Origin of the sequence: Marinomonas sp. (assembly GCF_965225885.1) — a bacterium.
Classification (GTDB): domain Bacteria; phylum Pseudomonadota; class Gammaproteobacteria; order Pseudomonadales; family Marinomonadaceae; genus Marinomonas.
Window position 1 is genome coordinate 346,991 of sequence record NZ_OZ245329.1, and the last position, 25,046, is coordinate 372,036.

Here is a 25,046-nt window from a genome sequence, read left to right on the forward strand (position 1 = left end):
AATTTGCGCCTATAAAACAGTCAATAGGGAGGCGACTAAAAAATCACCTCCCTTACGATTTAACAGCAAATAACTAGTCTTTCAGTGCAGCACTCAATGCTTCTTCAACATCTGAGGCACTTACTGTCGAACTTCCTTCCTTCGCTGCTAGCGCAAGCTCTTTCTTTCTCTTACGCTCATTGTGGTAAGCCAAACCTGTACCAGCTGGTATCAAGCGACCCACTACAACGTTTTCTTTCAAGCCACGCAAGTGATCTTTCTTACCAGTTACCGCACCTTCCGTAAGAACTCGAGTTGTCTCTTGGAAAGATGCTGCTGATATAAAGGACTCAGTAGCCAAAGAAGCTTTCGTGATACCTAAAAGCACACGCTCAAACTTAGCAGGGAACTTACCCTCAGCTTCCGCTTTTTCGTTTGCATCTAGCAGATGAGTAAATTCAACCTGATCACCTTGAATAAGATCTGTATCACCAGACTCACCAACTTCTACTTTACGCAACATTTGGTTAACGATAACTTCAATGTGCTTATCGTTAATTACTACGCCTTGTAAGCGGTAAACTTCTTGCACTTCATTCGTGATGTAATCAGCCAAAGCCTCTACACCCTGAAGGCGCAAAATGTCATGGGGACTCAAAGGACCGTCGGCGATAATCTCACCTTTAGCCACTTCTTCACCATCAAAGATGTTGATTTGACGCCATTTAGGAATCAAAGTCTCGACTGGATCATCACCGTTTTGAGGAGTGATAACCAAACGGATCTTACCTTTTGTTTCTTTACCGAAGCTAACCACACCGCTAGTTTCCGCCATAACAGCAGGATCTTTCGGACGACGCGCTTCGAATAGGTCTGCCACTCGCGGCAAACCACCGGTAATATCTTTGTTACCAATAGATTCTTGAGGAATACGCGCAAGAACCTCACCTGATTTCACTGTCGCGCCATGATCTAGACTCAACAATGCTTTTTCAGGAAGCATGTACTGTACTGGTGATTCAGTACCAGGAATCAATACAGGGTTACCCTCTGAATCAACAACAGAAATCATCGGACGAATGTCCTTACCTGCTGCTGGACGATCGCGCATTTCCATTACTTCAATGGTAGTCAAGCCCGTCATTTCGTCAGATTGACGACGAATAGTAACGTTCTCTTCCATACCACTAAACTCAAGGCGACCTTCCATCTCAGATACAATTGGGTGTGTATGTGGATCCCAGTTAGCGACGATTTGACCCGCAGTAACTTGATCACCTTCACGTACACTCAATACCGCACCGTAAGGAAGCTTATAACGCTCTTTCTCACGACCCGCTTCATCGGCAATGGCCAATTCAGAAGAACGAGATGCAACCACTAGATGCCCAGTGTGGCGCTCGATACTCTTCATTTTATTAAAACGAACCGTACCCGCACTCTTCACTTGAACACTATCAACCGCAGACGCTCGAGAAGCCGCACCACCGATGTGGAAGGTACGCATTGTTAACTGTGTACCAGGCTCACCGATTGACTGTGCCGCAACAACACCAATGGCCTCACCAATGTTAACTTGATGACCACGAGCAAGATCACGACCGTAACACTTAGCACATACACCATGACGTGTATTACAAGTGATAACAGAGCGAATGATCATTTCGTCAACACCAGCCGCTTCGATAGTTCGCACATCATGCTCATCGATCAATGTGCCAGCAGACAATACTAAATTGCCTTTTGCATCAATAACGTCTTGAGCCACAACGCGCCCCAACACACGATGACCTAGCGGCACAACCACATCACCACCTTCAATCATAGCGGCAACGGAAATACCGTTTGTAGAGCCACAATCAACCTCAGTGATAACCAAATCCTGTGCTACGTCTACTAGACGACGAGTCAAGTAACCAGAGTTTGCTGTTTTCAATGCCGTATCGGCTAGACCCTTACGAGCACCGTGTGTAGAGGTAAAGTACTGAAGTACTGACAGACCTTCACGGAAGTTCGCAGTGATTGGTGTTTCGATGATGGAACCATCTGGTTTCGCCATCAGACCACGCATACCACCCAACTGACGCATCTGCGCAACACTACCACGGGCGCCAGAGTCAGCCATCATGTAAACCGAGTTAAAAGATTGTTGTTCAACCGTTTCACCTGCTTTGTTGACAGTCATCTCTTTTGCCAAGTTTTTCATCATGGCTTCAGTAACAGTTTCGTTAGTACGAGACCATAAATCGATTACCTTGTTGTACTTCTCGCCTTGCGTTACAAGACCATCAGCGTATTGGTATTCGATTTCTTTAACTTCGGCTTCTGCTTTCGCAATGATGGCTGCTTTCTCAGGAGGAATAACAAAGTCATCCACACCAACAGAAGAACCAGACGACGTTGCGTAAGCAAAACCTGTGTACATCAATTGGTCAGCAAAAATACAGCTCTCTTTCAAGCCGACTTTACGGTAACACTCGTTGATCAAGTTAGAGATCGCTTTTTTCTTCATGGTTTGGTTAACCACAGAGAACGGTAGGCCATCAGGAACAATATCAAACAACAAGGCACGACCAACAGTTGTATCTGCAATGAAAGTAGACGGCACTTTGTCACCATCAAGCGTGGTATCAACTTGGCTGATACGTACTTTTACTTTCGCGTGCAATTCAACTTGTTTAGCACCATACGCACGGTGTACTTCTTTGATGTCAGAAAATGCCATGCCTTCGCCTTTGGCATTGATTTTCTCACGAGTCATATAGTACAGACCCAATACAACGTCCTGAGAAGGAACGATGATCGGCTCACCGTTTGCAGGTGATAGGATGTTGTTCGTAGACATCATCAATGCACGAGCTTCTAGCTGCGCCTCGATAGTCAACGGAACGTGAACCGCCATTTGGTCACCATCGAAATCGGCGTTGTATGCCGCACACACTAGTGGGTGCAACTGAATCGCTTTACCTTCGATCAACATTGGTTCAAACGCTTGGATACCCAAACGGTGAAGTGTTGGCGCACGGTTCAACATCACTGGATGTTCGCGGATAACCTCATCTAGGATATCCCACACTTCAGGTGTTTCACGCTCAACCATTTTCTTAGCCGCTTTGATCGTCGTCGCCATGCCACGAAGTTCAAGCTTAGAGAAAATGAATGGCTTGAATAACTCAAGTGCCATTTTCTTAGGTAGACCACACTGATGTAGACGCAGTGATGGACCTACTGTGATTACAGAACGACCAGAGTAGTCAACACGCTTACCTAGCAAGTTCTGGCGGAAACGACCTTGTTTACCCTTGATCATATCAGCCAAAGATTTTAGAGGACGTTTGTTAGAACCCGTAATTGCGCGGCCACGACGACCGTTATCAAGCAAAGCATCAACAGATTCTTGCAACATACGCTTTTCGTTGCGCACGATGATATCTGGAGCTGATAGCTCTAGTAGTCGTTTAAGACGGTTGTTACGGTTAATCACACGACGGTAAAGGTCGTTCAAATCAGACGTCGCAAAACGGCCACCTTCAAGTGGTACCAATGGACGAAGATCTGGCGGAAGAACTGGCAATACATCTAGCACCATCCACTCTGGGTTGTTGCCAGAATGATAGAATGCTTCAACTAGCTTAAGGCGCTTAGAAAGCTTCTTAATACGCGTTTCAGAATTAGTGCTGTTTAGCTCTTCACGCATGCTGTTAATTTCTACAGGCATATCTAAATCGCGAAGCAACATCTGAACCGCTTCCGCACCCATACGGGCATCAAACTCGTCACCGAATTCTTCTAGCGCTTCAAAATACTGCTCATCGTTTAGCAATTGGCCTTTATCAAGCGTTGTCATACCTGGATCGATCACGATGAAAGATTCAAAATACAAAACACGCTCAATGTCACGCAACGTCATATCTAAGATAAGACTGATACGAGACGGTAGAGACTTCAAAAACCAAATATGTGCAACAGGCGATGCAAGCTCAATGTGACCCATGCGTTCACGACGCACTTTAGACAGAGCCACTTCAACGCCACACTTCTCACAGATAACACCACGGTGTTTCAAACGCTTATATTTACCACACAAGCATTCGTAGTCCTTAATAGGACCAAAGATTTTTGCACAGAACAAGCCGTCACGTTCTGGTTTGAACGTACGGTAGTTGATGGTCTCTGGCTTTTTAACTTCACCGTAAGACCATGAACGAATCATATCTGGTGATGCCAAGCCAATGCGGATCGCATCAAACTCGTCAGATTGTCCCTGTGATTTTAGAAGACCTAATAAGTCTTTCATGGATATTCGCCCCACTCGTAAGGCCGGGGAGTCTTGCTCCCCAGCAGGTCAAATGTGATTCGTGCTTATTCGTTTTCCAGCTCGATATCGATACCAAGAGAACGAATCTCTTTCACCAACACGTTGAAGGACTCAGGCATGCCAGGTTCCATACGGTGGTCACCATCTACGATGTTTTTATACATCTTAGTACGGCCATTCACGTCATCGGACTTAACAGTCAACATTTCTTGAAGCGTGTAAGCAGCACCGTATGCTTCTAGTGCCCATACCTCCATCTCCCCGAAACGCTGACCTCCGAACTGAGCTTTACCACCCAGCGGCTGCTGAGTAACCAAGCTGTAAGAACCGGTAGAACGTGCGTGCATTTTGTCGTCAACCAAGTGGTTCAACTTAAGCATGTACATGTAACCAACAGTTACCGGACGTTCAAAAGCATCACCAGTACGGCCGTTAAACAATTTAACTTGACCGCTTTCGTTGATTCCCGCTAAACGCAACATACGTTTGATTTCAGACTCTTTTGCACCATCAAAGGCACCAGACGCCATTGGAACACCACCTGTTAGGTTAGATGCCAAGGTTAAAATTTCTTCGTCTGTAAAGCTGTCCAAATCTTCAGTACGCGCACATTTCAAATCACCTTCGTAGCCGTTATAGATCTCGTCAAGGAAGCTACGCAGTTCTGCAACTGCCTCTGCTTTCTCACGCTCTACAACAAGCATCTCGTTGATCTTACGACCCAAGCCTTTAGATGCCGCACCTAAGTGAGTCTCCAAAACCTGACCAACGTTCATACGCGAAGGAACACCTAGCGGGTTCAAAACGATATCAACTGGATCACCGTTTTCATCGTACGGCATATCTTCAACTGGCATAATTTTAGAAATTACACCTTTGTTACCATGACGACCGGCCATTTTATCACCTGGCTGGATACGACGTTTGATGGCAACATAAACCTTAACGATTTTAAGAACGCCAGGCGCTAGATCATCACCTGTTTGTAGCTTGCGTTTCTTATCTTCGAATTTCGCATCAAGTTCTTTACGGCGCTCAATCAAAGCGGCTTGTGCTTTTTCAAGCTGCTCACTCGCTTCTTCATTAGCAACACGAATTTTAAACCACTCAGGGTGATCTAGATTCGCCAAGTACTCTTCCGTAATAATCGCATTACGAGCCAAGCCAGGACCGCCTTCTGCTTGTTGACCGATTAGGGCCTCAGCTAGACGTTCAAACGTTGCTTTCTCGACAATACGGAACTCTTCGTTCAAGTCCTTGCGAACTTGATCTAGCTGCGATTTTTCAATGAACTTAGCACGGTCATCTTTTTCGATGCCATCACGAGTGAAAACTTGTACGTCGATAACTGTACCGCGCGTACCCGTCTTAACACGTTGCGACGTATCTTTTACGTCGGATGCTTTTTCACCGAAGATAGCTCGCAAAAGTTTCTCTTCAGGCGTTAGCTGTGTCTCACCCTTAGGCGTTACTTTACCAACTAGAATATCGCCCGGCTCTACTTCTGCACCGATGTAAACGATACCGGATTGATCCAACTTAGAAAGCGCACCTTCACCCACATTAGGGATATCGGCAGTAATCTCTTCTGGCCCAAGCTTAGTATCACGCGCAACACACGTTAACTCTTGAATGTGGATAGAAGTGAATCGATCTTCTTCTACAACACGCTCAGAAACGAGAATTGAGTCCTCGAAGTTGAAACCGTTCCAAGGCATGAAAGCAATACGCATGTTTTGGCCTAGTGCCAAATCACCCATATCTACAGAAGGGCCATCAGCCATAATGTCGCCAGAAGCAACCTTCTCACCTTTCATAACCAAAGTACGCTGGTTAATACAAGTGTTCTGGTTAGAACGCACATATTTAGTTAGGTTGTAGATATCTACACCCGCTTCACCAGCAATTGTCTCTTCTGAGTTCACACGTACAACGATACGACTTGCATCAACAGACTCAATGACACCGCCACGATTCGCAACAATACAAACACCAGAGTCTTTTGCTACATTTCGCTCCATACCCGTACCCACAACAGGCTTATCAGCCTTAAGTGTTGGTACAGCCTGACGCTGCATGTTCGATCCCATCAAGGCACGGTTAGCATCGTCGTGCTCTAGGAACGGAATCAAAGATGCCGCAACAGAAACAACCTGACGAGGTGACACGTCCATTAGGTTTACTTTCTCTTTTGGAATCAAAGTCGTTTCGTGCATGTGACGCACCTGAACCAACTCATCAACCAAACGACCTTCCGCATCAACATTTGCAGATGCTTGGGCAATAACATATTTCGCTTCATCGATTGCAGAGACATAAACTGTTTCATCAGTCATCTTGCCATCGATAATCTTACGGTAAGGCGTTTCTAAAAAGCCGTAGCTGTTAGTGCGCGCATAAGTAGATAGCGAGTTGATCAAACCGATGTTTGGACCTTCCGGCGTTTCGATAGGACAAACACGACCGTAGTGAGTGGCGTGTACGTCACGTACTTCAAAACCTGCGCGCTCACGCGTAAGACCACCAGGCCCTAACGCTGAAACACGGCGCTTATGCGTTACTTCAGATAGCGGGTTGTTTTGGTCCATAAACTGAGACAGCTGACTTGAACCAAAGAACTCTTTAATTGCGGCAGCAACAGGCTTCGCATTCAAAAGATCTTGCGGCATAAGACCATCCGCTTCCGCCATAGACAAACGCTCTTTCACGGCACGCTCAACACGTACAAGACCAACACGGAATTGATTCTCGGCCATTTCGCCAACAGAACGAACTCGACGGTTACCCAAGTGATCGATATCATCAACCATGCCGTTACCGTTACGGATATCTAGCAAAGTTTTTAGAACAGCAACGATATCATCGTTATCAAGAATACCAGCGCCCGTATCTTCTTCGCGACCTAAACGACGGTTGAATTTCATTCGACCAACGCCAGACAAATCATAACGATCTTCTGAGAAAAATAAGCCTTGGAACAAACCTTCAGCCGACTCTTTGGTCGGTGGCTCGCCAGGACGCATCATGCGATAAATTTCAACCAAAGCCTCCAACTGATTACTCGTTGGATCAATACGAAGCGTGTCAGAAATAAATGGACCATTATCCAAATCGTTCGTGTAAAGCGTTTCAACTTCAGTAATACCTGAAGAAACCAACGCTTCTAGCAAATCAACAGACAACTCAGTGTTTGCTTCCGCAATCAGTTCACCCGTTGAAGGATGAACCAAGTTTTTCGCTGTTACTTTGCCAAGCATATACTCAAGCGGCACAGATAGACGCTCAAGACCTGATTTTTCCATCACACGGATATGCTTAGCAGTAATACGACGACCTTCTTCTACGATCAGCTCGCCATTTGCATCAGCAATATTAAACAGTGCAGTTTCGCCACGCAGACGATTTGCAACTAGATCCATTTCAAAACCATCACGCTTCAAATAAAAGCGAGTAGAGTCAAAGAAAGTATCTAGGATTTGCTCAGTTCCATAGCCTAAAGCGCGCAACAAAATAGTTGCTGGCAATTTACGACGACGGTCAATACGAACAAATACGCAATCTTTTGGATCAAACTCGAAGTCCAACCATGAACCGCGGTAAGGAATAATACGAGCAGAATGTAGTAATTTGCCTGAAGAGTGTGTCTTACCACGATCGTGGTCGAAGAACACACCAGGAGAACGGTGTAATTGAGATACAATAACACGCTCAGTCCCGTTGATTACAAAGGTACCATTGTCTGTCATAAGCGGAATTTCGCCCATGTAGACTTCTTGCTCGCGAATGTCTTTGATTGCCTTGTTGGACGACTCTTTATCATAAATAATAAGTCGTACACGAACACGTAAAGGTGCCGCGTAAGTAACACCACGCAACTGACACTCTTTAACATCAAAGACTGGCTTGCCTAAACGGTAATCGACGTATTCTAGCGCCGCATTGCCGGAAAAGCTGACCATTGGAAAGACAGATTTAAAGGCCCCATGCAGACCTAATTCCCCACGTTCTGCAAGACTTTTACCTTCCTGCAGAAAATTACGGTAGGATTCAAGCTGAATTGCCAGCAAGTATGGCACATCCAAAACGGGCGGCAGTTTACCGAAATCCTTACGGATACGTTTTTTCTCAGTGTATGAGTAAGCCATCAGCATTCCCCAGCTTGTGCACATTGACGCAAAAGGCCCAAATCAGGCCTTACCATATATGGGAGCATTATCTCCCATGTGAAAAATCTTTTAAGTTTTATTTGAGTTTTAGAAACCCAAAAAGGCCGGTGACAATAATGTCACCAGCCATTTCGACTATTGGTCGAAATCTGGAAATGCAAGTATCATTACTTGATTTCGACAGATGCACCAGCTTCTTCAAGAGCTGCTTTAAGAGCGGCAGCATCTTCTTTAGAAGCAGCTTCTTTAACAGTCATTGGAGCGCCGTCAACGATAGCTTTAGCTTCTTTCAAGCCTAGACCAGTCGCTGCACGAACAGCTTTGATTACGTTTACTTTCTTATCGCCTGCAGCAGTAAGAACAACGTCAAATTCAGTTTGCTCTTCAGCAGCAGCGCCAGCTTCAGCAGCAGGACCTGCAGCTACAGCAGCCGCTGCAGATACGCCGAATTTTTCTTCCATTGCAGAAATTAGTTCAACAACGTCCATCACAGACATTTCTGCTACTGCATTGATGATATCTTCTTTAGTTAGAGCCATGACTCAGATTCCTAGCATTCTTTATAATCACCCAAGGGTGATAAAACAAATATTTATCAAGAAGGGATACGGTAAGCCGTATTAAGCCGCTTCTTGCTCTTTTTGATCGCGAACCGCTGCAAGAGTACGTACAAACTTGCTTGTTGCGCCCTGAATAACACTCATCAGTTTCGCAATAGCTTCGTCGTATGTAGGCAGTGTTGCCAAACGATCAATGTCGCCAGCTGGGATCAACTCACCGTTGAACGCCAACGCCTTTACTTCAAACTTGCTGTTAGTTTTCGCAAACGCTTTCAACAAACGAGCAGCCGCACCCGGGTGTTCGTTAGAAAAAGCAATTAACGTAGGACCAACAAAGCTCTCAGCTAGACATTCGAAGTCAGTGCCTTCAACTGCACGGCGAGCCAAAGTATTACGTACTACACGTACATAAACACCTGCTTCGCGCGCTTCTTTACGTAGCTCTGTCATACTACTCACGGTAACACCGCGAGAGTCAGCAACTACTGCAGATAGTGCAGTTTTAGCAACTTCGCTAACTTCGGCGACAATGGCTTTTTTGTCTTCTAGACCTAATGCCACTGGTTTTCTCCTGGATTAGCAGGGAATAAATTCCCCTATTTTTACCAACTCTCCGATTACTCGAAGTACTTGCTGGTGAGTTAGATCCAGTTAATCTGAATCGGGCCACACCATCTGCGCAGGACAAACATTTTTCAACGTTTTATTAAACCGTTAGGTTCCTGCGGTCTTTGACGGCCTGCTCAACAAATAAATGAAGGCAGACCCCAAAGCTCATGATCTAAACACACTTACTTAGTAGAGTTAAGCGCGCCTAGATCAATTTGTAGACCAGGTCCCATTGTAGAGGACAAGGTCACTTTTTTTAGGTAAACACCTTTAGAAGACGCAGGTTTAGCACGACGCAAGTCGGTCAAAAGCGCTTCCAAGTTACCTCTGATAGCATCCGCAGCGAACTCAATAGAGCCAACAGCAGCGTGGATGATACCATTTTTATCTGTACGGTAACGAGCTTGACCTGCTTTTGCATTTCGTACTGCAGTAGCAACATCAGGCGTTACTGTGCCAACTTTAGGGTTAGGCATTAGACCACGTGGGCCTAAAACTTGACCTAGCTGACCAACGATACGCATTGCATCTGGAGATGCAATAACTACGTCAAAATCAAGGTTACCAGCTTTAACTTGTTCAGCTAAATCTTCAAAACCAACAACATCTGCACCAGCTTCTTTCGCAGCTTCAGCATTTGCACCTTGCGCAAATACAGCAACACGAACATCTTTACCAGCACCATGAGGCAATACTGTAGAACCACGAACAACCTGGTCAGATTTGCGTGGGTCAACGCCTAGGTTAACAGATACGTCGATAGACTCTTTAAACTTAACAGTAGAAAGCTCAGACAATAGAGCAACAGCTTCTTCTACAGAGTAAAATTTTGTTGCTTCTACTTTTTCAGCGATCAAGCGAGCGCGTTTAGTTAATTTAGCCATTAGTTAACACCCTCAACTTCTAGACCCATAGCGCGTGCGCTACCAGCAATTGTACGAACTGCTGCATCCATGCTAGAAGCAGTCAAATCAGCCTGCTTAGCAACAACAATCTCTTCTAGTTGAGCACGAGTAACCGTACCGACTTTTTGAGTATTTGGACGTGGAGAACCACTCTTTAAACCAGCTGCTTTTTTAAGCAAAACTGCTGCAGGAGTAGATTTAGTTTCGAATGTAAAACTACGATCACTGTAAACAGTGATAATAACAGGCGTTGGAAGACCAGGCTCAACACCCTGAGTTTTCGCATTGAACGCTTTACAGAATTCCATAATGTTCACACCATGTTGACCAAGTGCTGGACCAACTGGTGGACTTGGGTTCGCTTGACCCGCTTTAACTTGTAGCTTGATATAAGCTTGGACTTTCTTAGCCATTTTTCAACTCCAATTGGGTCACTGCCCGAGGGCTACCCGTTCAACAAAATCAGGCCTTTTCAACCTGACTAAATTCCAAATCAACTGGCGTAGAGCGCCCGAAAATAAGCACAGCCACTTTGATTCGACTTTTATCGTAATCCACTTCTTCAACAACACCATTGAAATCAGCAAATGGCCCTTCGTTGACACGAACAACCTCACCCACCTCAAACAAAGTCTTAGGACGAGGCTTATCAACACCGTCACTAACGCGCTGCAAAATAGCATCTGCTTCGCGAGTGGTAATTGGTGATGGCTTATCAGCCGTACCACCAATAAAACCAAGCACACGAGACGTACCTTTAACCAAATGCCAAGAAGCATCATTCATATCCATTTGAACCAATACATAGCCTGGATAGAACTTTCTTTCACTCTTGCGCTTTTTACCATCTCGGATTTCGACAACTTCTTCAGTCGGCACCAAGATGTCACCAAAATTCTCTTCCTGCCCCATAACCTGCACTCGCTCAATTAGCGAACGCATTACGTGCTTTTCGTACCCTGAGTACGCTTGTACTACATACCATCGTTTGGTCACGAGCAACTCCTAACTAATTACCGAGGAAACGATCCAACCAAGGAACGAATCCACCCCCCATAGCACGAGAGACATAAAAACAACAACCGCTAACACTATTAAGGTTGTTTGCATGGTTTCTTGCCTAGTTGGCCATACAACTCTGCGAATTTCGGTTTTAGCTTCTCTTGCCAGAGCAAAAAAAGCCTTACCTTTCACAGTTTGCAACGCAACAAAACCGGCAACACCAGCTAACACCAAGATAGCGATTAAGCGATACAATAGTGACTCAGCAGAATAATAGTTATTACCAATCACGCCTACCGCAACTAGCAGAACAACAATTGCCCACTTAAACACATCTCCGCGAGACGCTTGAGCTTCAGTACTCGAACTCATACTTCAGGTGATCCCTAACTAAGAAATAGGATACGAAAGATGGCAGGCCAAGAGGGACTCGAACCCCCAACAGCCGGTTTTGGAAACCGGTGCTCTACCAATTGAACTATTGGCCTACATTCGTATGGGCGAAGGATAATACCTGAACAAGCTAAATCTAGCAAGGGTATCTGCCCAAAAAACAGACAATAAAAAAGGCGGTCAAACCACCTATCTTTTGCATTGGAAATGCTGGAGCTCATGAGCAGATTTGAACTGCCGACCTCACCCTTACCAAGGGTGTGCTCTACCAACTGAGCTACATGAGCATTGGAGCGGGTAGCGGGAATCGAACCCGCCTCTTCAGCTTGGAAGGCTGAGGTAATAGCCACTATACCATACCCGCAATTGGTGGAGGGAGGTGGATTCGAACCACCGAAACTTTCGTGGCAGATTTACAATCTGCTCCCTTTGGCCACTCGGGAACCCCTCCACGTACTCAGCGCTACAACGCAACACCCCAAAAGGTGGGAGCCATTATATGAATCGTCTTGCCAATTGCAAGCGCTAGCAAGGATTTTTTTCTACTTTTATCATCATCTTGGTTAGATCGAAGCGCGACATAAATTGCTCCCAGTCTTTTTCATCCACTGGTTGCGCGATATCTATCTGTTGAAGCGGAACATTTCGCATATGTTCATAAACATCAACAGCATAGCCAGATATATTTTGAATGCGTATTTTTGCTTGTTCGGCGCGCTCTTGTGAAGAATACAATCCTAATGAGATACGGTTCTTCATTTCTGCTCGATTAATAACGAAGCTATCTATAGATTTGGAGGCAAGCTCTTTTACTATTCGCTCCGCAATGGCTGGCGTTTCCGGTGCTGCTATATAAAGCCAAAACTTAGGGCGCTTACCTGTCACTTCACGATCGGTATAAGCCCAACCAAAACTCTTCAACACTTGAGCAATCTGTTTTTTATCATCATCTCGCTCTGTTTCTAAACGCGGACAATACAAGTCAGGGGAATCTCCAGAAGCCTGGTCTATAACCTTATTGAGCGCATCCTCAAGACTCTCATTAGTTACCATTCCAGCATTATAATCTTGCTCGGTAACCGCTGGCGCCTCTGACAGTAGGTGAATTTTTTCACTGACAGGTGGGCCATAAATAGATTCTTGTTTTTTTTCTGGTTTATCCTGAACGAAACTGTGCCAACTCAAAAAAGCGGCATTAAGCAACACTACAAAAAGAAATAGCCACTTCATTTTTTGCCCCTTAACCGTTCATCACCAACCAGTTTTGCGCCCAAAGCCACAAGATTGGGCTGACATTCAAGTGACACTCCCAACGAGCCCAACAATGCCTGCGCATCACCACCTGTCACAACCCACTTAAACTCTGGGTAACGATGATAAATACGCTCCAAAAAACCTAGCGCCATCTCGCGACAACCTTCTGTTACTGCTCTCGCAGTCGAATTAGGCAGCTCATCCCCTTCGACAACCTCACGGGAGTCAAAACGAATCCGAGCCGTTTTTGACAGTAAAGATTCCTCCATCATAGCCAACCCAGGAGTAATATAACCACCGAGATGAACCCCGTCGTTGTTAACCACATCCACCTTGATTGCGGTACCGGCATCCACCACTACAACATCGCCCGTCACTACATAATGCGCCGCAATCACACCAAGCCACCGATCAACCCCCAAACGTTCAGGTTCGATATAGGCATTACGAACACCACATGCAATTGCTTGACTCGTTAATGTCACCCATTCACTGCATGGAAACTCAGCTTGAATATCGGCATGCAGCAACGCGCTTTGCTCTTTAGAGCGAACACTAGCGAAATAAATCACATCAGGAGAAAAACCAGTATTAACAGGAAAACTTTCCTCCCTCTCCACCCATAATACTTGCTCACCTTCAAAGGCTGTAAATTTGATACTGGTATTACCCGCATCAACAACCAAAACCTTAGCCGCGACGGACACTAATTTCCCCTCCATGAAGAGCCACCAGCTCACCATTTTCCTCTAGAAGCAAAGCACCTTTTTGATCAATCCCCCTCGCAATACCTTGGCGTTGCTGAGAAACCGTACTAACAGTCACCGTCTGATTGAACAAAACATCATACGCTTGCCACTGATATTGAAAATGCTTCATGCCATTACCATCCTCAAACAGCTGGCAAATATCGATCAATTCTTTGGTTAATTCAGCTAAGATGACATTTCGACTCGGGCGAGATTTCAAGCGAGAAACCAAATCAGTCCAAGGCTGATCGACTTTCGCCATAAAGGCATCATCCATTTCCACATTGAGCCCAATGCCGATGATTACATGACACACATCCTGATCTGCTACCATTTCCAATAAAATACCGCAGATTTTCTGACCATCAACCTGTACGTCATTGGGCCATTTTAATCCAGGATTCGGAATGCCTGCCTTTTTTAATACCCGAGCAACAGCAACTCCCGCTGCAAGACTCAAGCCTTCAACAACATTTGGCCCGTTATCAAATCGCCACGCAAAGGAAAACGTAATATTTTTTGCAACCCCCGACTCCCATTGACGGCCACGACGCCCCTTACCCTTTGTCTGACGCTCAACCGAGAATAAAACAGGTAACGGCAGTCCTTGTGATATGTATTGCTTAGCATCACCGTTGGTTGACTCTGTCTCGAACGCTAATCTAATAGCCACATCATTAGGCACGCCATTTTCACGCAGCATATCTTCTGACAGCAGCTCAACTGGTGCCGGTAAACGATAACCACGGCCTTTTACAGAATGGACAGTTACACCAATGGATTCTAGCTTTTTAAGCTTTTTCCAAACCGCGGCACGGGTCACTCCCAATGCAGCCCCCAACTCTTCGCCAGAGTGAAATTCATTATCACTAAGCAGGGCTAAAACAGCTTGCATCAATGCTCTCCAACTTCTCTTTTTATCTCACTCAGTTCTAATACCAGTTCAATTTCTGGGATATATGAGAGCAATCTATTATCACGCTAACGCACTCATAATTAAGAACCTCTAATTTATCTATTACTGTTTGCGTTTGCCTTGATAAAAAAAGCAACTTCTTGCATTAACGAATTGAAGTTCGGATTCCAAGATACTCGTGCAGCATGAGGACTCCGTTCCGTTAATACATCAGAGCCTTCACCAAACCAATTATCTTTATCCGTTCGACAAGCTTGATACAAAGGCTCATCAGACAAATACCAGCTGCAAATACGATATTCACCCATCGCGCCGTAATAGGCGTTTTCAGGATTACCATGAATCGCCATATGCGACAAACCTAATATTTTAGCCTCTGGCCAATTTGTATTGAAAACCTTCATACGATCCGTATTGGTGCTCATTTGATCTTTACTGTAAAGCACCATCTGACTCTTAGCACCAATCATCCCAGTTTTAAACACCTTTTCTGATACAGACGAATCTACCGTTTGATCATCTTCTGACAAGGCAATAAACACTGGCAACTCTTTCGGGTTATCAAGAATTAAATTACGCACTTCTTTAGACAACTTGTACACCTGAGCAATCGCAGGTAAAGGGATTGACGCATATTTAGCAAAGTCATCACTTGGATAATTATCTAACCAGTCTTTCACTAACGCCAACCAAGGCGACAGCCAATCTATGCTACTGTTCACCTTAAAAATAGGCGAAAATAAAATAGCGCCAGCGACATTGTCTGAATGTTGCCATGCATATTCCGCCGCCAACGCGCCACCAGTAGAAAAGCCGCCAACATACATAACATCCACTTCTTTATTGAACTGATCAGCGGCATTTTGAAAGGTCGCACGCCAATCATCGCGCGAAACATGAAGAAGATCTTCTGACTTTGTACCGTGACCCGGCAATAGAACTACTCGCACTTGGTAACAAGCTTCCTGAAGCGCAAGCGCTGGGTCTCGCATCGAAAAAGGAGAATCAGATAAACCATGAGACAATAAAACACCTATGCGAGCTCGCCCAGCACAGTTATCCGCATTGGGCAATAACTCAAAAGGCAAAACAGCGGCAAGCTCTCTAGCCTTGTCATCGGCATTAATCCAAACCTTGCGCTCACTTACATATTGTTTTGCTCGCTCTGCATAATGTACAAAAGATTCTTCTGGCTGATAAACAAATTGCGTTTGTGTTTCTGCGGTATGACCTATGACAGAAACGGGCAATGCAAGAATACAAAAGCACCACAACACTATTTTTTGCTGCACAATAATCCCTCCCGTTATATAAGTAATTCAAACTAACAGACATTCTAGGAATGGCGGTTTATGCTATCATCAAGCACTTCATTGCCATACACATTCAACTATGAAGACATCCTATCTTATCACCGAGCAAGTTCCTTCACTTTGGTTTCCTTTGGTAAAAAAGTTTTATCAAGAACATTATCCGAGTGGTAAACCAAACAAAGCGGACCCTATCTGGGTAATAACAGAGAAAGGCAAGATTCTTTGTGCTTTAAGACTCAAACAAATGGCTCACTCTCAACTACTAACAGGCATGGTGACAGACCCCAATCACCGCCATATTGGGCTTGGCAGCCGTCTCATCCAAAGTATTCATCCCGCATTAGGTGAAAAGCCTACTTATTGCTTCGCATTTACGCATCTTGTGTCTTTTTATAACACGAATCATTTTACGACCATCTCAGCAGAAATGTTACCAGAAGAACTAGAAAGTCGCTTCCGATCTTATACGCCACAAGGTCGAGCTCTTACGCCAATGCACTATATCCGCTGCTAAAAAGCTCTTAAAATACGCTTAAATTCTCTTAAACCTCTAAAACTCACTCGCTCGTATTGACGCTTTTCAATATCCTCCAGTACCTTTGGTCGCATTACTTATTTTCCCAAGCATAATAAATAAAAATCGAGGACAACATGTCAATCACCTTACCATCAAACTCTAAAATGCTTACCTCTGATTTTACTTTCGGAGTCGCAACCGCTGCCTTTCAAATCGAAGGCGCATCAAAGGCCGACAATCGCCTTCCATGTATTTGGGATACTTTTTGCGCCATACCCGGTAAAGTAAAAAACGCAGATAACGGCGAAGTAGCTTGTGACCACTATCACCTTTGGGAAGAAGACATAAAACTCATTAAAAGTCTCGGTGTAGATGCTTATCGATTATCTATTGCTTGGCCTAGAGTCATGAATGAAAAAGGCGAAGCAAACCAAGCTGGACTCGACTTTTATCGTAATCTGCTCAAAAAACTCAAAGCAGAAGGTTTGCATGTTTTCGTCACGCTCTACCACTGGGATTTGCCGCAATACCTTGAAGACAAAGGCGGCTGGCTTAATAGAGAAACCGCATACCTGTTCAAGAATTATGCAGACTTGGTGACCAAAGAATTAGCGGAATGGGTTGATAGCTGGGCGACTTTTAACGAACCTTTTTGCGCTGCGATATTAGGTTATGAGTTAGGCATACACGCACCCGGTCTAAGCAAGCCAGAATACGGAAGACAAGCCGCTCATCATATTCTGCTCGCCCATGGTTTGGCGCTGCCGGTTATTCGTAAAAACGCACCAAAATCTCAGGTAGGCATAGTGCTCAATATGAATCGTTCCTATGCCGCCAGCGAAAAAGCCGAAGACCAATTCGCTTGTTTAATGCGCGAGACCTTAGACAATCAGTTTTTCATTGAACCGCTAATGAAAGGCCAATATCCACAGATCCTCAAAACCGTTGCACCACAATATTTGCCAACAGTTTTACCTGGTGATATGAACATCATTTCTCAGCCAATTGATTTCTTAGGCATGAACTTTTACACCTGCAACCACAACGCTTATGATCCCGACAATATGTTCAAGGATGTAAAAAACAGCAAAACGGTTGAATACACTGACATTGGCTGGGAAATCGCCCCGCACGCTTTCACTGAACTGTTAGTGAATCTTCACAAACAATATACATTACCACCAATGTACATTACCGAAAACGGTGTTGCCTGTGCCGATACTCTTGTTGACGGCGACATAAACGATGAGCAACGCGTTCGTTATTTAGATGGCCACCTCAATGCCGTTCACCAAGCCATTGAAAACGGCGTCGATATTCGCGGTTATTTCGCTTGGAGCTTAATGGATAACTTTGAATGGGCAGAAGGTTATAACAAGCGTTTTGGTCTTACTTACGTCGACTATCAGACTCAAGAAAGAACCATAAAGCGCAGTGGATATGCCTACCGAGACTTTCTAAATAATCGCAAAAGCTAAAATTTTCAGATGCCATTATTGAACAACTAAAAATGCCCGATGCATAAGCATCGGGCATTTTTATTGGTAAGATAAACAAGTACCTTTAGATAACTACTTCAAATGACCTGCATTGTGAAGCTCTCTGTCTTTTTCTGCTGGCGGAGTCCACTGATACTGCCACGTTTCAGTCAGCGGCTGCCCATTCGCTTCTAGATAGACGCGAAGATTAATCGGCTTAGTTGCATTCTTTCCATTCGGTGGAACTAAATCGAACATCGCGCGATAGCCGTCAATAGAATGCAGTGGTCGAGCCGATTCGATTTCTACTCTACCTTCAGACGAAGTAATCACCGCCTTCACTTTCGTATCATTGCCTAACATAGCTAAAGAGCCGCCGGCAAAATCAACAACAAAACGCTTGCTATAATATTGGCGTTTCTTGCCAATCACGCCACCAATGCCGGTAAAGGTATCAACAACTCGAGCGCGGTTGGATTGCACAGGAGGATGACTTCCCCAATACATATTGTAGCTGTAGAGCAACTCTTGGCCAGCTTCAACTGGAGCCGCCGGATTCCAGAAAGCCACAATATTATCGAAGGTTTCATCCAAAGTCGGAATCTCTACTAATTGCACAGAACCCTTGCCCCAGTTACCAAGTGGTTCAATCCATAGACTTGGGCGTTTTTCATAGAAAACACCATCATCTTGATAGTGATCAAAGTTACGGTCACGTTGTAGCAAGCCAAAGCCTTTTGGGTTTTCATCACTGTATGCATTGAACTGCAAATTGGCAGGATTACTTAAAGGGCGCCAAATCCATTCACCATTACCCGTCTGCATTGCAAGCCCATCAGAGTCATGAATCTCAGCGCGCCAGTCATAATTGGTCCGTCGGTCATTTTCACCAACCATAAACATACTGGTCATTGGTGCGACCCCCAAACGCTCAACCGATTTACGAGGATAAATAGCCGAATCTACTCGCATTTTGAACGGTTCGCCCGGTGTCATATCAAAGCGATAAGCACCTGTCACACTAGGAGAATCCATTAAGGCGTAGACAGTAACCACGTCTGAGCCTGGCTTGGGCTTCTCTAACCAAAAATCGGTGAAAGTCGGAAACTCTTCTGGGTGAGGCATCGCCGTGTCGATAGCCAAGCCTCGAGCGGAAAGACCATATTGCATTTCACTGCCAACCGCTCGGAAGTAGCTCGCGCCTAAAAAGGCAACAACATCACGCTGCCAGTCAGTCGCAAATTGCATTCTAAAACCAGCAAAACCAAGGTCTTTCGGCAACTTATCACCTTTTACCCCTGACTTACCATAAGTAAACTCAGAGGGCATATAAGGAATCGGCGTCGACTTACCATTTTCAAGCTCATTCATATGAATTGGCGTATCAAAACCTAAGCCAAGATGGAAAAGCCCTGTACGGAACTCCGACTTTTGATCGTGCCATAACGCAGCGTCTTTATTAAATTGAATTTCTTGATAATCATCCCAGTCCAAGCCTTTTAAGCTCTCTGGCATTTCACCTTGATGGCTTTCATAAGGTTTAGTTGCCAATTGACGCGCGTGGCCTTTTAACCAGGCATAACTAAACTCTTTACCTTTTTTCGGTTGCGCGACAGACTGAGATGATTGTGACTGCGCTGGCTGTGATTGTGCAGCGCAAGCTGTGAGACTAAACAACACACCGACAGCCACTAAAGATCGACTCGCCAACCGTTGCAAATTACTAGACACATTTGTTTTCCGGGATTTTCGCAACACCTGCGACCCGACCTGGTTTGAATCCTTCATGAACTCTGAAAAACAATGAGGAAGCATAAAACTTAACCCTATCAGCTAAAAAGTTGATATCTATACTAGCGAATTACGTCCGAGCCTAGTGTTCAGATAGAGTAAACATTTAATACATTTATAAGGGAAATTCAGGATATCACCTTACACTTGATCTGAAACTCCCTTTAAATCGAACAGTTTTTCACTTCAATCACACCATATAGGCTTAAATATAAGCAAATGTGGATAAGCGCCTAAGTTATTCACATCAAAATGCTCAGTTGTATTTTCGTAGTAAGGAAAGCAACCTTAGTTAGCAAAATAGACTAAGTTAATTACATAACAATACAGAGTGGCATCATATGTCATACAGCCGAAAAGCCAAATTCAGATTAAAATAGTGATCACGAAATACATAATGATGGCGTTTATATAACAACCACTCGCTCTATTTTTTCATTTGTGCATAGCTAAAAAATTAAGGTGAAAAGTAATGACATATCCTTGGGTAACAATATTAGGCTATTGCTTAGCTTTATGTTTTTTACTCATGTTTATATACATTCACATAAAGATAAAAACAGAAAATCACATTATTCTTCAAAAGCTTGAACGATCTAAAATCGATAATTACCAATTAACATCATCACTCGACACGCTTTCCGATCCTATATGGATCAAAGACAAAGACCAAACTTACACCTATTGCAACCCCGCATTTGAGCAACTTATTGGGCTATCAAAGGCAGATATAATCGGTTATGCAGATGAAAACATTCAATCTCACCACGCTCAACTTACTCAAAAAATTATCCCTACCATTACGTCAAATGAAGCAACAGGAACAATAGAAAAATATGTTTGCTTACCCTGTGGCGACTTTGATTATTTTCAAATCAGCATCGCGCGCGTATACGACATTGGTAACCAACTCTTTTCATCCGTTGGTTATGCGCAAAAAATAACGCCATTTAAAGAAAGGGAAAACGAACTTATCAATGCTGAAATCCGAGTGAACGAAGCGTTAAAATTAACCAAGGTAGGTATTTGGGAATGGGATGTCAGCAAAGATATCTGGTTTGCCACTCCTTCCTATTTCACTATGCTCGGCTATACTCCCGTCGAAGGTATCGCTGACAGAAAAGCTGAATTGGAAAAAATACACCCTGAAGATCGCCGACATGTGTTAGACACCATAAACAGCATCTTAACCAGCGCAAAGGGGCCAAATTACTACAAATATCAAGCTCGGATAAGACACATAAACGGCCACTATCGGTGGATAGGTGTACGCTGTATCGTGACCGAATTTGATCAAGAAGATAAGCCAGCACGCATGTTGGGTGTAAGAATTGATATTGATGAAATCCAAAAAGCACATGATCAGGTTGAGTGGCTAGCACACCACGACTCACTCACCAAACTCCCTAATAGAGTCGCACTCAATAAGACATTCCATCAAATCATCAAACCTAATACCAAAATAGCACTACTATTCATCGATTTAGATCATTTTAAAAACGTAAACGACACGCTTGGTCATTGCATAGGAGACCTGTTACTACTAGCCGTTGCAGACAGAATGCGTACTTTAGTTAATAATATTGGGTACGTTGCACGACAAGGCGGTGACGAATTCATTATTCTTCTACCTGCAGAAAATGAGGAATGTTTAATCGAAAAAACCTACACAATCAAAGAGGCTTTGTCCGCACGTTATACTATCGACCAGCATCAGTTTTTTATCACTCCGTCTATAGGAGTGAGTTTATACCCACGGCACGGGGAAGACTTCGACACCTTATATCAGCGAGCAGATGCAGCTATGTATCATGCAAAGCATACAGGCAGAAATCGATACGCTTTTTTTACAGAAGAGATGCAAGCTATCTCAACACGAGCACTTACATTAGGTAACGCCCTCCATGACGCCTTAGAACGCGAAGAGTTTTCCTTACACTACCAGCCACAAATATCGCTCAGCACTGGAAAATTAATAGGTGCAGAAGCACTCATTCGATGGCATAGCCAAGACTTAGGGCAAATTAGCCCTGCTGAGTTTATTCCTCTTGCAGAAGAGAGTGGGCAAATTTTAGCTATAGGCGAATGGGTGCTACGAGAAACAGCTCGTCAACTAAAACAATGGTTAGAAGAAGGCATTACACCAGTAAGAATTGCGGTAAACCTATCTTATGCTCAGTTTCAAGTAAATGACCTTCCCACTATTATCGAGGACATACTCAAAGAATACGCAATACCGACAAAATACTTAGAGCTTGAACTCACCGAGCGCATTGCGATAAAAGACCCTGAACACACAATAACAATACTAGAATCATTGCAGAAGCTTGGTATTCATACATCCATTGACGACTTTGGTACAGGCTATTCCTCTCTGAGTTATCTACAACGTTTTCCTGTCTACAAACTAAAAATAGATCAATCTTTTGTGCGTAACATGAACACTAACACCAATGATCAAGTCATAGTTGGCACCATTATTCTACTCGCGCAACAACTAGGCATGACCACAATAGCAGAAGGTGTTGAGACAGAAGCACAACTAGACATGCTCAAAAATATTGGTTGTAACGATATTCAGGGCTATTACATCAGTCAGCCAATTCCAGCAGAAGAGTTCAAAATAGGTTTCTTACAAAAAAAGCAGAATCTTATTGTCAGCCAAGACGAGCACTAATAAACAAAAATCACTTGAAGCCTTCAACAAACCCGTTACCTTTCTGGCGCTTGTGTCAACTTGCCTATAAAATCCCTTCATTCAAATCATCCAAGGATTTTACCTATGAAAAATGCCGTCTTAGGCATCCAAATGTTGTTTGTTGCATTTGGTGCTTTAGTACTCGTTCCACTCTTAACAGGACTTGATCCTAACGTCGCGCTTTTTGGCGCGGGTGTCGGCACACTTTTATTTCAATTAACCACACGCCGCACAGTTCCCATCTTTCTCGCCTCTTCTTTTGCTTTCATTGCGCCAATTATGTACGGCGTTCAAACATGGGGCATTCCAGCCACCATGGGCGGTTTGATAGCAGCAGGTTTTGTCTATGTCGTTCTTGGTGGGGTTATCCGACTCAAAGGTGCTGGCTTCATTCACGCTCTATTACCGCCTGTAGTAATCGGTCCAATCATCATGGTGATCGGTCTTGGTCTAGCGCCAGTTGCGGTCAACATGGCGCTTGGGAAAGCGGGTAGCGTACAAGCCATTGATGCCAATATTTCCATTTGGATTGCCCTTGCCTCTTTGCTTACTACGATCCTAGTTAGCGTGTTCGCAAAAGGCCTTTTCAGATTACTACCTGTTTTTGGCGGTATTATCGTTGGTTATGCCCTGAGTTTATTCTTTGGCATAGTCAATTTCGACCCTATATACAATGCAGCATGGTTTGCTATGCCAAACTTTACCGCACCAGAATTTAACATTAACGCGATATTGTTTATGTTACCTGTTGCCATTGCTCCAGCGGTTGAACACGTAGGTGACATTCTATCTATCTCCAATGTCACAGGAAAAGACTACCTTAAAAAGCCGGGTTTACATCGCACTATTGCTGGCGATGGCATCGCAACCATGGCAGCGGCTATGGTCGGCGCGCCACCGAATACAACTTACAGCGAAGTCACCGGTGCAGTGATGCTGACCAAAGCATTCAACCCTGTCATCATGACATGGGCCGCCATTGCCGCCATTGTTCTTGCTTGGGTTGGTAAATTAGGCGCTGCGCTGCAAACGATCCCCCTCCCTGTCATGGGTGGCATCATGATTCTATTGTTTGGCTCAATTGCCGCGGTAGGACTAAATACCCTGATTAAGAATCAAGTCGACCTTCATAAGTCACGAAACCTAATCATCGTTGGTGTAACTCTAGTATTTGGTATCGGTGGTATGGCTTTTGGTATTGGTGAGTTCAGCCTTCAAGGCATCAGCCTGTGTGGCATCGTCGCGATCATATTGAATTTAATACTACCGAAAGACATCGGTGATAATCACATCGTCGACAAAGCACAAATGGAAGATTAATACTTTCATAAATAGTTAAACGGAAGCGGCCCATTCAGAGCCGCTTTTTTTTGTAGTAAGCTACAAGCTCTTCTAGAAAAATAAGTTAATTAAGCATCGGATAGGTAAATAAGAATAGATGCAAAACGTTCAACATAAAATGACATAGAATTGACCATTCCATTATCTTAGTCCGATGGAAAAGACTGTCAACCCTACTGCTACACCTGTAATATCAGCTAGGTCAAAAATTTAACGCTGAAAATATGGGACAATTAATAGAGAAAGCTTGCCGTCCAATCAATTTGATAACACTCCTTGCAGAAAGCCTAGAAAACACTTCTTCGGCAACACAAGTAAACAACAAATTTATAGCACGAAAGCTCAACCAAAAGCTTGGCACTTTAAAACCGATCTGAATTCCCCCACAATACGGCCTACCCTTAAAGCAAAACATAGAATAAGAATTACTATAAGCGACGTCTATTGATGTTCCTGCAGATTGTAAAATAATCTATTCTCGCTTGCCCAGCGGAAAAGGTAAGCCAGTAAAAAAAACAAACCAGCTGCAACGCTAACGACACCAATATTGGCCTCGCGTTGGATTACTGAACAGATACAATCAAATCGAATACCAAGGTGAGCGACACTTCTTGGTGGTGACAGTGCTATAAGGTTCGACCTTCTCGACCTAAAATCACGTAGATGCTCTCACAGAGGTTTTCTTTATAACCTTGGAGCTATTGCGATGGCGAGCACCGACGGCGAATAAATAATCACTTCTGAACTTGGTATTAGATTCGCGTAGACGTGTTGAGCCTGCGAAACAGGCGCAAGCAAATTGAATGGCAAGGTGAGGTAGCACAGAGCTACTTAGTCAGCATTAAGAAGAGCTAGATTCCTGTCTTCGCAGGAATGACGAGCGTGTACCTTTATAGGAGTCACGTGGCGTTCCCAATTTCATGGAGGTTTACTCCCCCATTTTTATTTTCTGACTTTTCTTCAGACGAAGAAAAAAACCCTGGCAGCTGATACTTACACTCTTGAAGTGTTATCAAGGCGACGACCTTCAATGATCTGAAGCTTCGCTTCATCCCCT

General features: G+C 44.2%; 17 protein-coding genes and 4 tRNA genes. 4 read left to right on the top strand and 17 right to left on the bottom strand.

Annotated elements, in window-relative coordinates:
- Positions 1–73: 73 nt before the first annotated feature.
- From rpoC to ACO05V_RS01715, 16 genes are all read right to left on the bottom strand, one after another.
- Positions 74–4,276: a DNA-directed RNA polymerase subunit beta' gene (gene rpoC / locus ACO05V_RS01640; protein ID WP_421846862.1), complete on the bottom strand. Its 4,203-nt coding sequence runs from the start codon at positions 4,274–4,276 to the stop codon at positions 74–76.
- A gap of 65 nt (positions 4,277–4,341) precedes the next feature.
- On the bottom strand, positions 4,342–8,442 hold the full coding sequence (gene rpoB, locus ACO05V_RS01645; protein ID WP_421846864.1) for a DNA-directed RNA polymerase subunit beta: 4,101 nt from the start codon (positions 8,440–8,442) through the stop codon (positions 4,342–4,344).
- A 188-nt stretch (positions 8,443–8,630) separates the two neighbouring features.
- On the bottom strand, positions 8,631–9,002 hold the full coding sequence (gene rplL, locus ACO05V_RS01650) for a 50S ribosomal protein L7/L12 (protein ID WP_421846866.1): 372 nt from the start codon (positions 9,000–9,002) through the stop codon (positions 8,631–8,633).
- Positions 9,003–9,083: 81 nt separating this feature from the next.
- On the bottom strand, positions 9,084–9,584 hold the full coding sequence (rplJ, locus tag ACO05V_RS01655; RefSeq protein WP_012071945.1) for a 50S ribosomal protein L10: 501 nt from the start codon (positions 9,582–9,584) through the stop codon (positions 9,084–9,086).
- A gap of 230 nt (positions 9,585–9,814) precedes the next feature.
- The gene (rplA, locus tag ACO05V_RS01660) at positions 9,815–10,516 is read right to left on the bottom strand and encodes a 50S ribosomal protein L1 (protein ID WP_212916915.1); all 702 of its coding nucleotides are present in this window, start codon (positions 10,514–10,516) and stop codon (positions 9,815–9,817) included.
- Positions 10,516–10,950 carry a 50S ribosomal protein L11 gene (rplK, locus tag ACO05V_RS01665; RefSeq protein ID WP_421846868.1) on the bottom strand — a complete coding sequence of 145 codons (435 nt, stop codon included), beginning with the start codon at positions 10,948–10,950 and terminating at the stop codon, positions 10,516–10,518. The genes rplA and rplK overlap by 1 nt, the downstream gene beginning before the upstream one ends.
- A gap of 49 nt (positions 10,951–10,999) precedes the next feature.
- On the bottom strand, positions 11,000–11,533 hold the full coding sequence (nusG, locus tag ACO05V_RS01670) for a transcription termination/antitermination protein NusG (protein ID WP_212916916.1): 534 nt from the start codon (positions 11,531–11,533) through the stop codon (positions 11,000–11,002).
- Between the two features lie 9 nt (positions 11,534–11,542).
- The gene (gene secE / locus ACO05V_RS01675; RefSeq protein ID WP_421846871.1) at positions 11,543–11,911 is read right to left on the bottom strand and encodes a preprotein translocase subunit SecE; all 369 of its coding nucleotides are present in this window, start codon (positions 11,909–11,911) and stop codon (positions 11,543–11,545) included.
- 40 nt (positions 11,912–11,951) lie between these two features.
- Positions 11,952–12,027: transfer RNA gene (locus ACO05V_RS01680), tRNA-Trp, on the bottom strand.
- A gap of 116 nt (positions 12,028–12,143) precedes the next feature.
- Positions 12,144–12,219 (bottom strand) — tRNA-Thr (locus ACO05V_RS01685).
- 2 nt (positions 12,220–12,221) lie between these two features.
- Positions 12,222–12,296 (bottom strand) — tRNA-Gly (locus ACO05V_RS01690).
- 3 nt (positions 12,297–12,299) lie between these two features.
- A tRNA-Tyr gene (locus tag ACO05V_RS01695) sits at positions 12,300–12,383 on the bottom strand.
- Positions 12,384–12,457: 74 nt separating this feature from the next.
- On the bottom strand, positions 12,458–13,162 hold the full coding sequence (locus ACO05V_RS01700; protein ID WP_421846873.1) for an SPOR domain-containing protein: 705 nt from the start codon (positions 13,160–13,162) through the stop codon (positions 12,458–12,460).
- Positions 13,159–13,908 (bottom strand): type III pantothenate kinase, encoded by a 750-nt coding sequence (locus ACO05V_RS01705; protein WP_421846875.1) that lies wholly within the window; start codon positions 13,906–13,908, stop codon positions 13,159–13,161. The genes ACO05V_RS01700 and ACO05V_RS01705 overlap by 4 nt, the downstream gene beginning before the upstream one ends.
- On the bottom strand, positions 13,877–14,830 hold the full coding sequence (locus ACO05V_RS01710; protein WP_421846877.1) for a biotin--[acetyl-CoA-carboxylase] ligase: 954 nt from the start codon (positions 14,828–14,830) through the stop codon (positions 13,877–13,879). The genes ACO05V_RS01705 and ACO05V_RS01710 overlap by 32 nt, the downstream gene beginning before the upstream one ends.
- Positions 14,831–14,946: 116 nt before the next feature.
- A complete protein-coding gene (locus ACO05V_RS01715; RefSeq protein ID WP_421846879.1) occupies positions 14,947–16,143 on the bottom strand; it encodes an alpha/beta hydrolase in 1,197 nt (398 codons plus the stop codon).
- A 100-nt stretch (positions 16,144–16,243) separates the two neighbouring features.
- On the opposite strand from ACO05V_RS01715, the gene ACO05V_RS01720 reads away from it, so the two are divergent.
- Both ACO05V_RS01720 and ACO05V_RS01725 read left to right on the top strand, forming a co-directional pair.
- Entirely contained in the window at positions 16,244–16,678 is a 435-nt protein-coding gene (locus tag ACO05V_RS01720) for a GNAT family N-acetyltransferase (protein WP_421846881.1), read from the top strand.
- A 137-nt stretch (positions 16,679–16,815) separates the two neighbouring features.
- Positions 16,816–18,159 carry a GH1 family beta-glucosidase gene (locus tag ACO05V_RS01725; protein WP_421846883.1) on the top strand — a complete coding sequence of 448 codons (1,344 nt, stop codon included), beginning with the start codon at positions 16,816–16,818 and terminating at the stop codon, positions 18,157–18,159.
- 93 nt (positions 18,160–18,252) lie between these two features.
- Here ACO05V_RS01725 and ACO05V_RS01730 read toward each other — a convergent pair whose 3' ends face one another.
- A complete protein-coding gene (locus ACO05V_RS01730; protein WP_421846885.1) occupies positions 18,253–19,890 on the bottom strand; it encodes a glucan biosynthesis protein in 1,638 nt (545 codons plus the stop codon).
- Between the two features lie 532 nt (positions 19,891–20,422).
- Here ACO05V_RS01730 and ACO05V_RS01735 point away from each other — a divergent pair.
- Both ACO05V_RS01735 and ACO05V_RS01740 read left to right on the top strand, forming a co-directional pair.
- Positions 20,423–22,627, top strand: a complete 2,205-nt coding sequence (locus tag ACO05V_RS01735; RefSeq protein WP_421846887.1) for an EAL domain-containing protein — start codon at positions 20,423–20,425, stop codon at positions 22,625–22,627.
- Positions 22,628–22,732: 105 nt separating this feature from the next.
- Positions 22,733–23,968, top strand: a complete 1,236-nt coding sequence (locus ACO05V_RS01740) for a uracil-xanthine permease family protein (RefSeq protein WP_421846889.1) — start codon at positions 22,733–22,735, stop codon at positions 23,966–23,968.
- Positions 23,969–25,046: the final 1,078 nt, after the last annotated feature.

Bases quoted from the DNA above. Each gene is read 5' to 3' on its own strand.
- rpoC (WP_421846862.1), bottom strand. From the start codon at position 4,276: ATGAAAGACTTATTAGGTCTTCTAAAATCACAGGGACAATCTGACGAG.
- rpoB (WP_421846864.1), bottom strand. From the start codon at position 8,442: ATGGCTTACTCATACACTGAGAAAAAACGTATCCGTAAGGATTTCGGT.
- rplL (WP_421846866.1), bottom strand. From the start codon at position 9,002: ATGGCTCTAACTAAAGAAGATATCATCAATGCAGTAGCAGAAATGTCT.
- rplA (WP_212916915.1), bottom strand. From the start codon at position 10,516: ATGGCTAAATTAACTAAACGCGCTCGCTTGATCGCTGAAAAAGTAGAA.
- rplK (WP_421846868.1), bottom strand. From the start codon at position 10,950: ATGGCTAAGAAAGTCCAAGCTTATATCAAGCTACAAGTTAAAGCGGGT.
- secE (WP_421846871.1), bottom strand. From the start codon at position 11,911: ATGAGTTCGAGTACTGAAGCTCAAGCGTCTCGCGGAGATGTGTTTAAG.
- ACO05V_RS01700 (WP_421846873.1), bottom strand. From the start codon at position 13,162: ATGAAGTGGCTATTTCTTTTTGTAGTGTTGCTTAATGCCGCTTTTTTG.
- ACO05V_RS01705 (WP_421846875.1), bottom strand. From the start codon at position 13,908: ATGGAGGGGAAATTAGTGTCCGTCGCGGCTAAGGTTTTGGTTGTTGAT.
- ACO05V_RS01710 (WP_421846877.1), bottom strand. From the start codon at position 14,830: ATGCAAGCTGTTTTAGCCCTGCTTAGTGATAATGAATTTCACTCTGGC.
- ACO05V_RS01720 (WP_421846881.1), top strand. From the start codon at position 16,244: ATGAAGACATCCTATCTTATCACCGAGCAAGTTCCTTCACTTTGGTTT.
- ACO05V_RS01725 (WP_421846883.1), top strand. From the start codon at position 16,816: ATGTCAATCACCTTACCATCAAACTCTAAAATGCTTACCTCTGATTTT.
- ACO05V_RS01735 (WP_421846887.1), top strand. From the start codon at position 20,423: ATGACATATCCTTGGGTAACAATATTAGGCTATTGCTTAGCTTTATGT.
- ACO05V_RS01740 (WP_421846889.1), top strand. From the start codon at position 22,733: ATGAAAAATGCCGTCTTAGGCATCCAAATGTTGTTTGTTGCATTTGGT.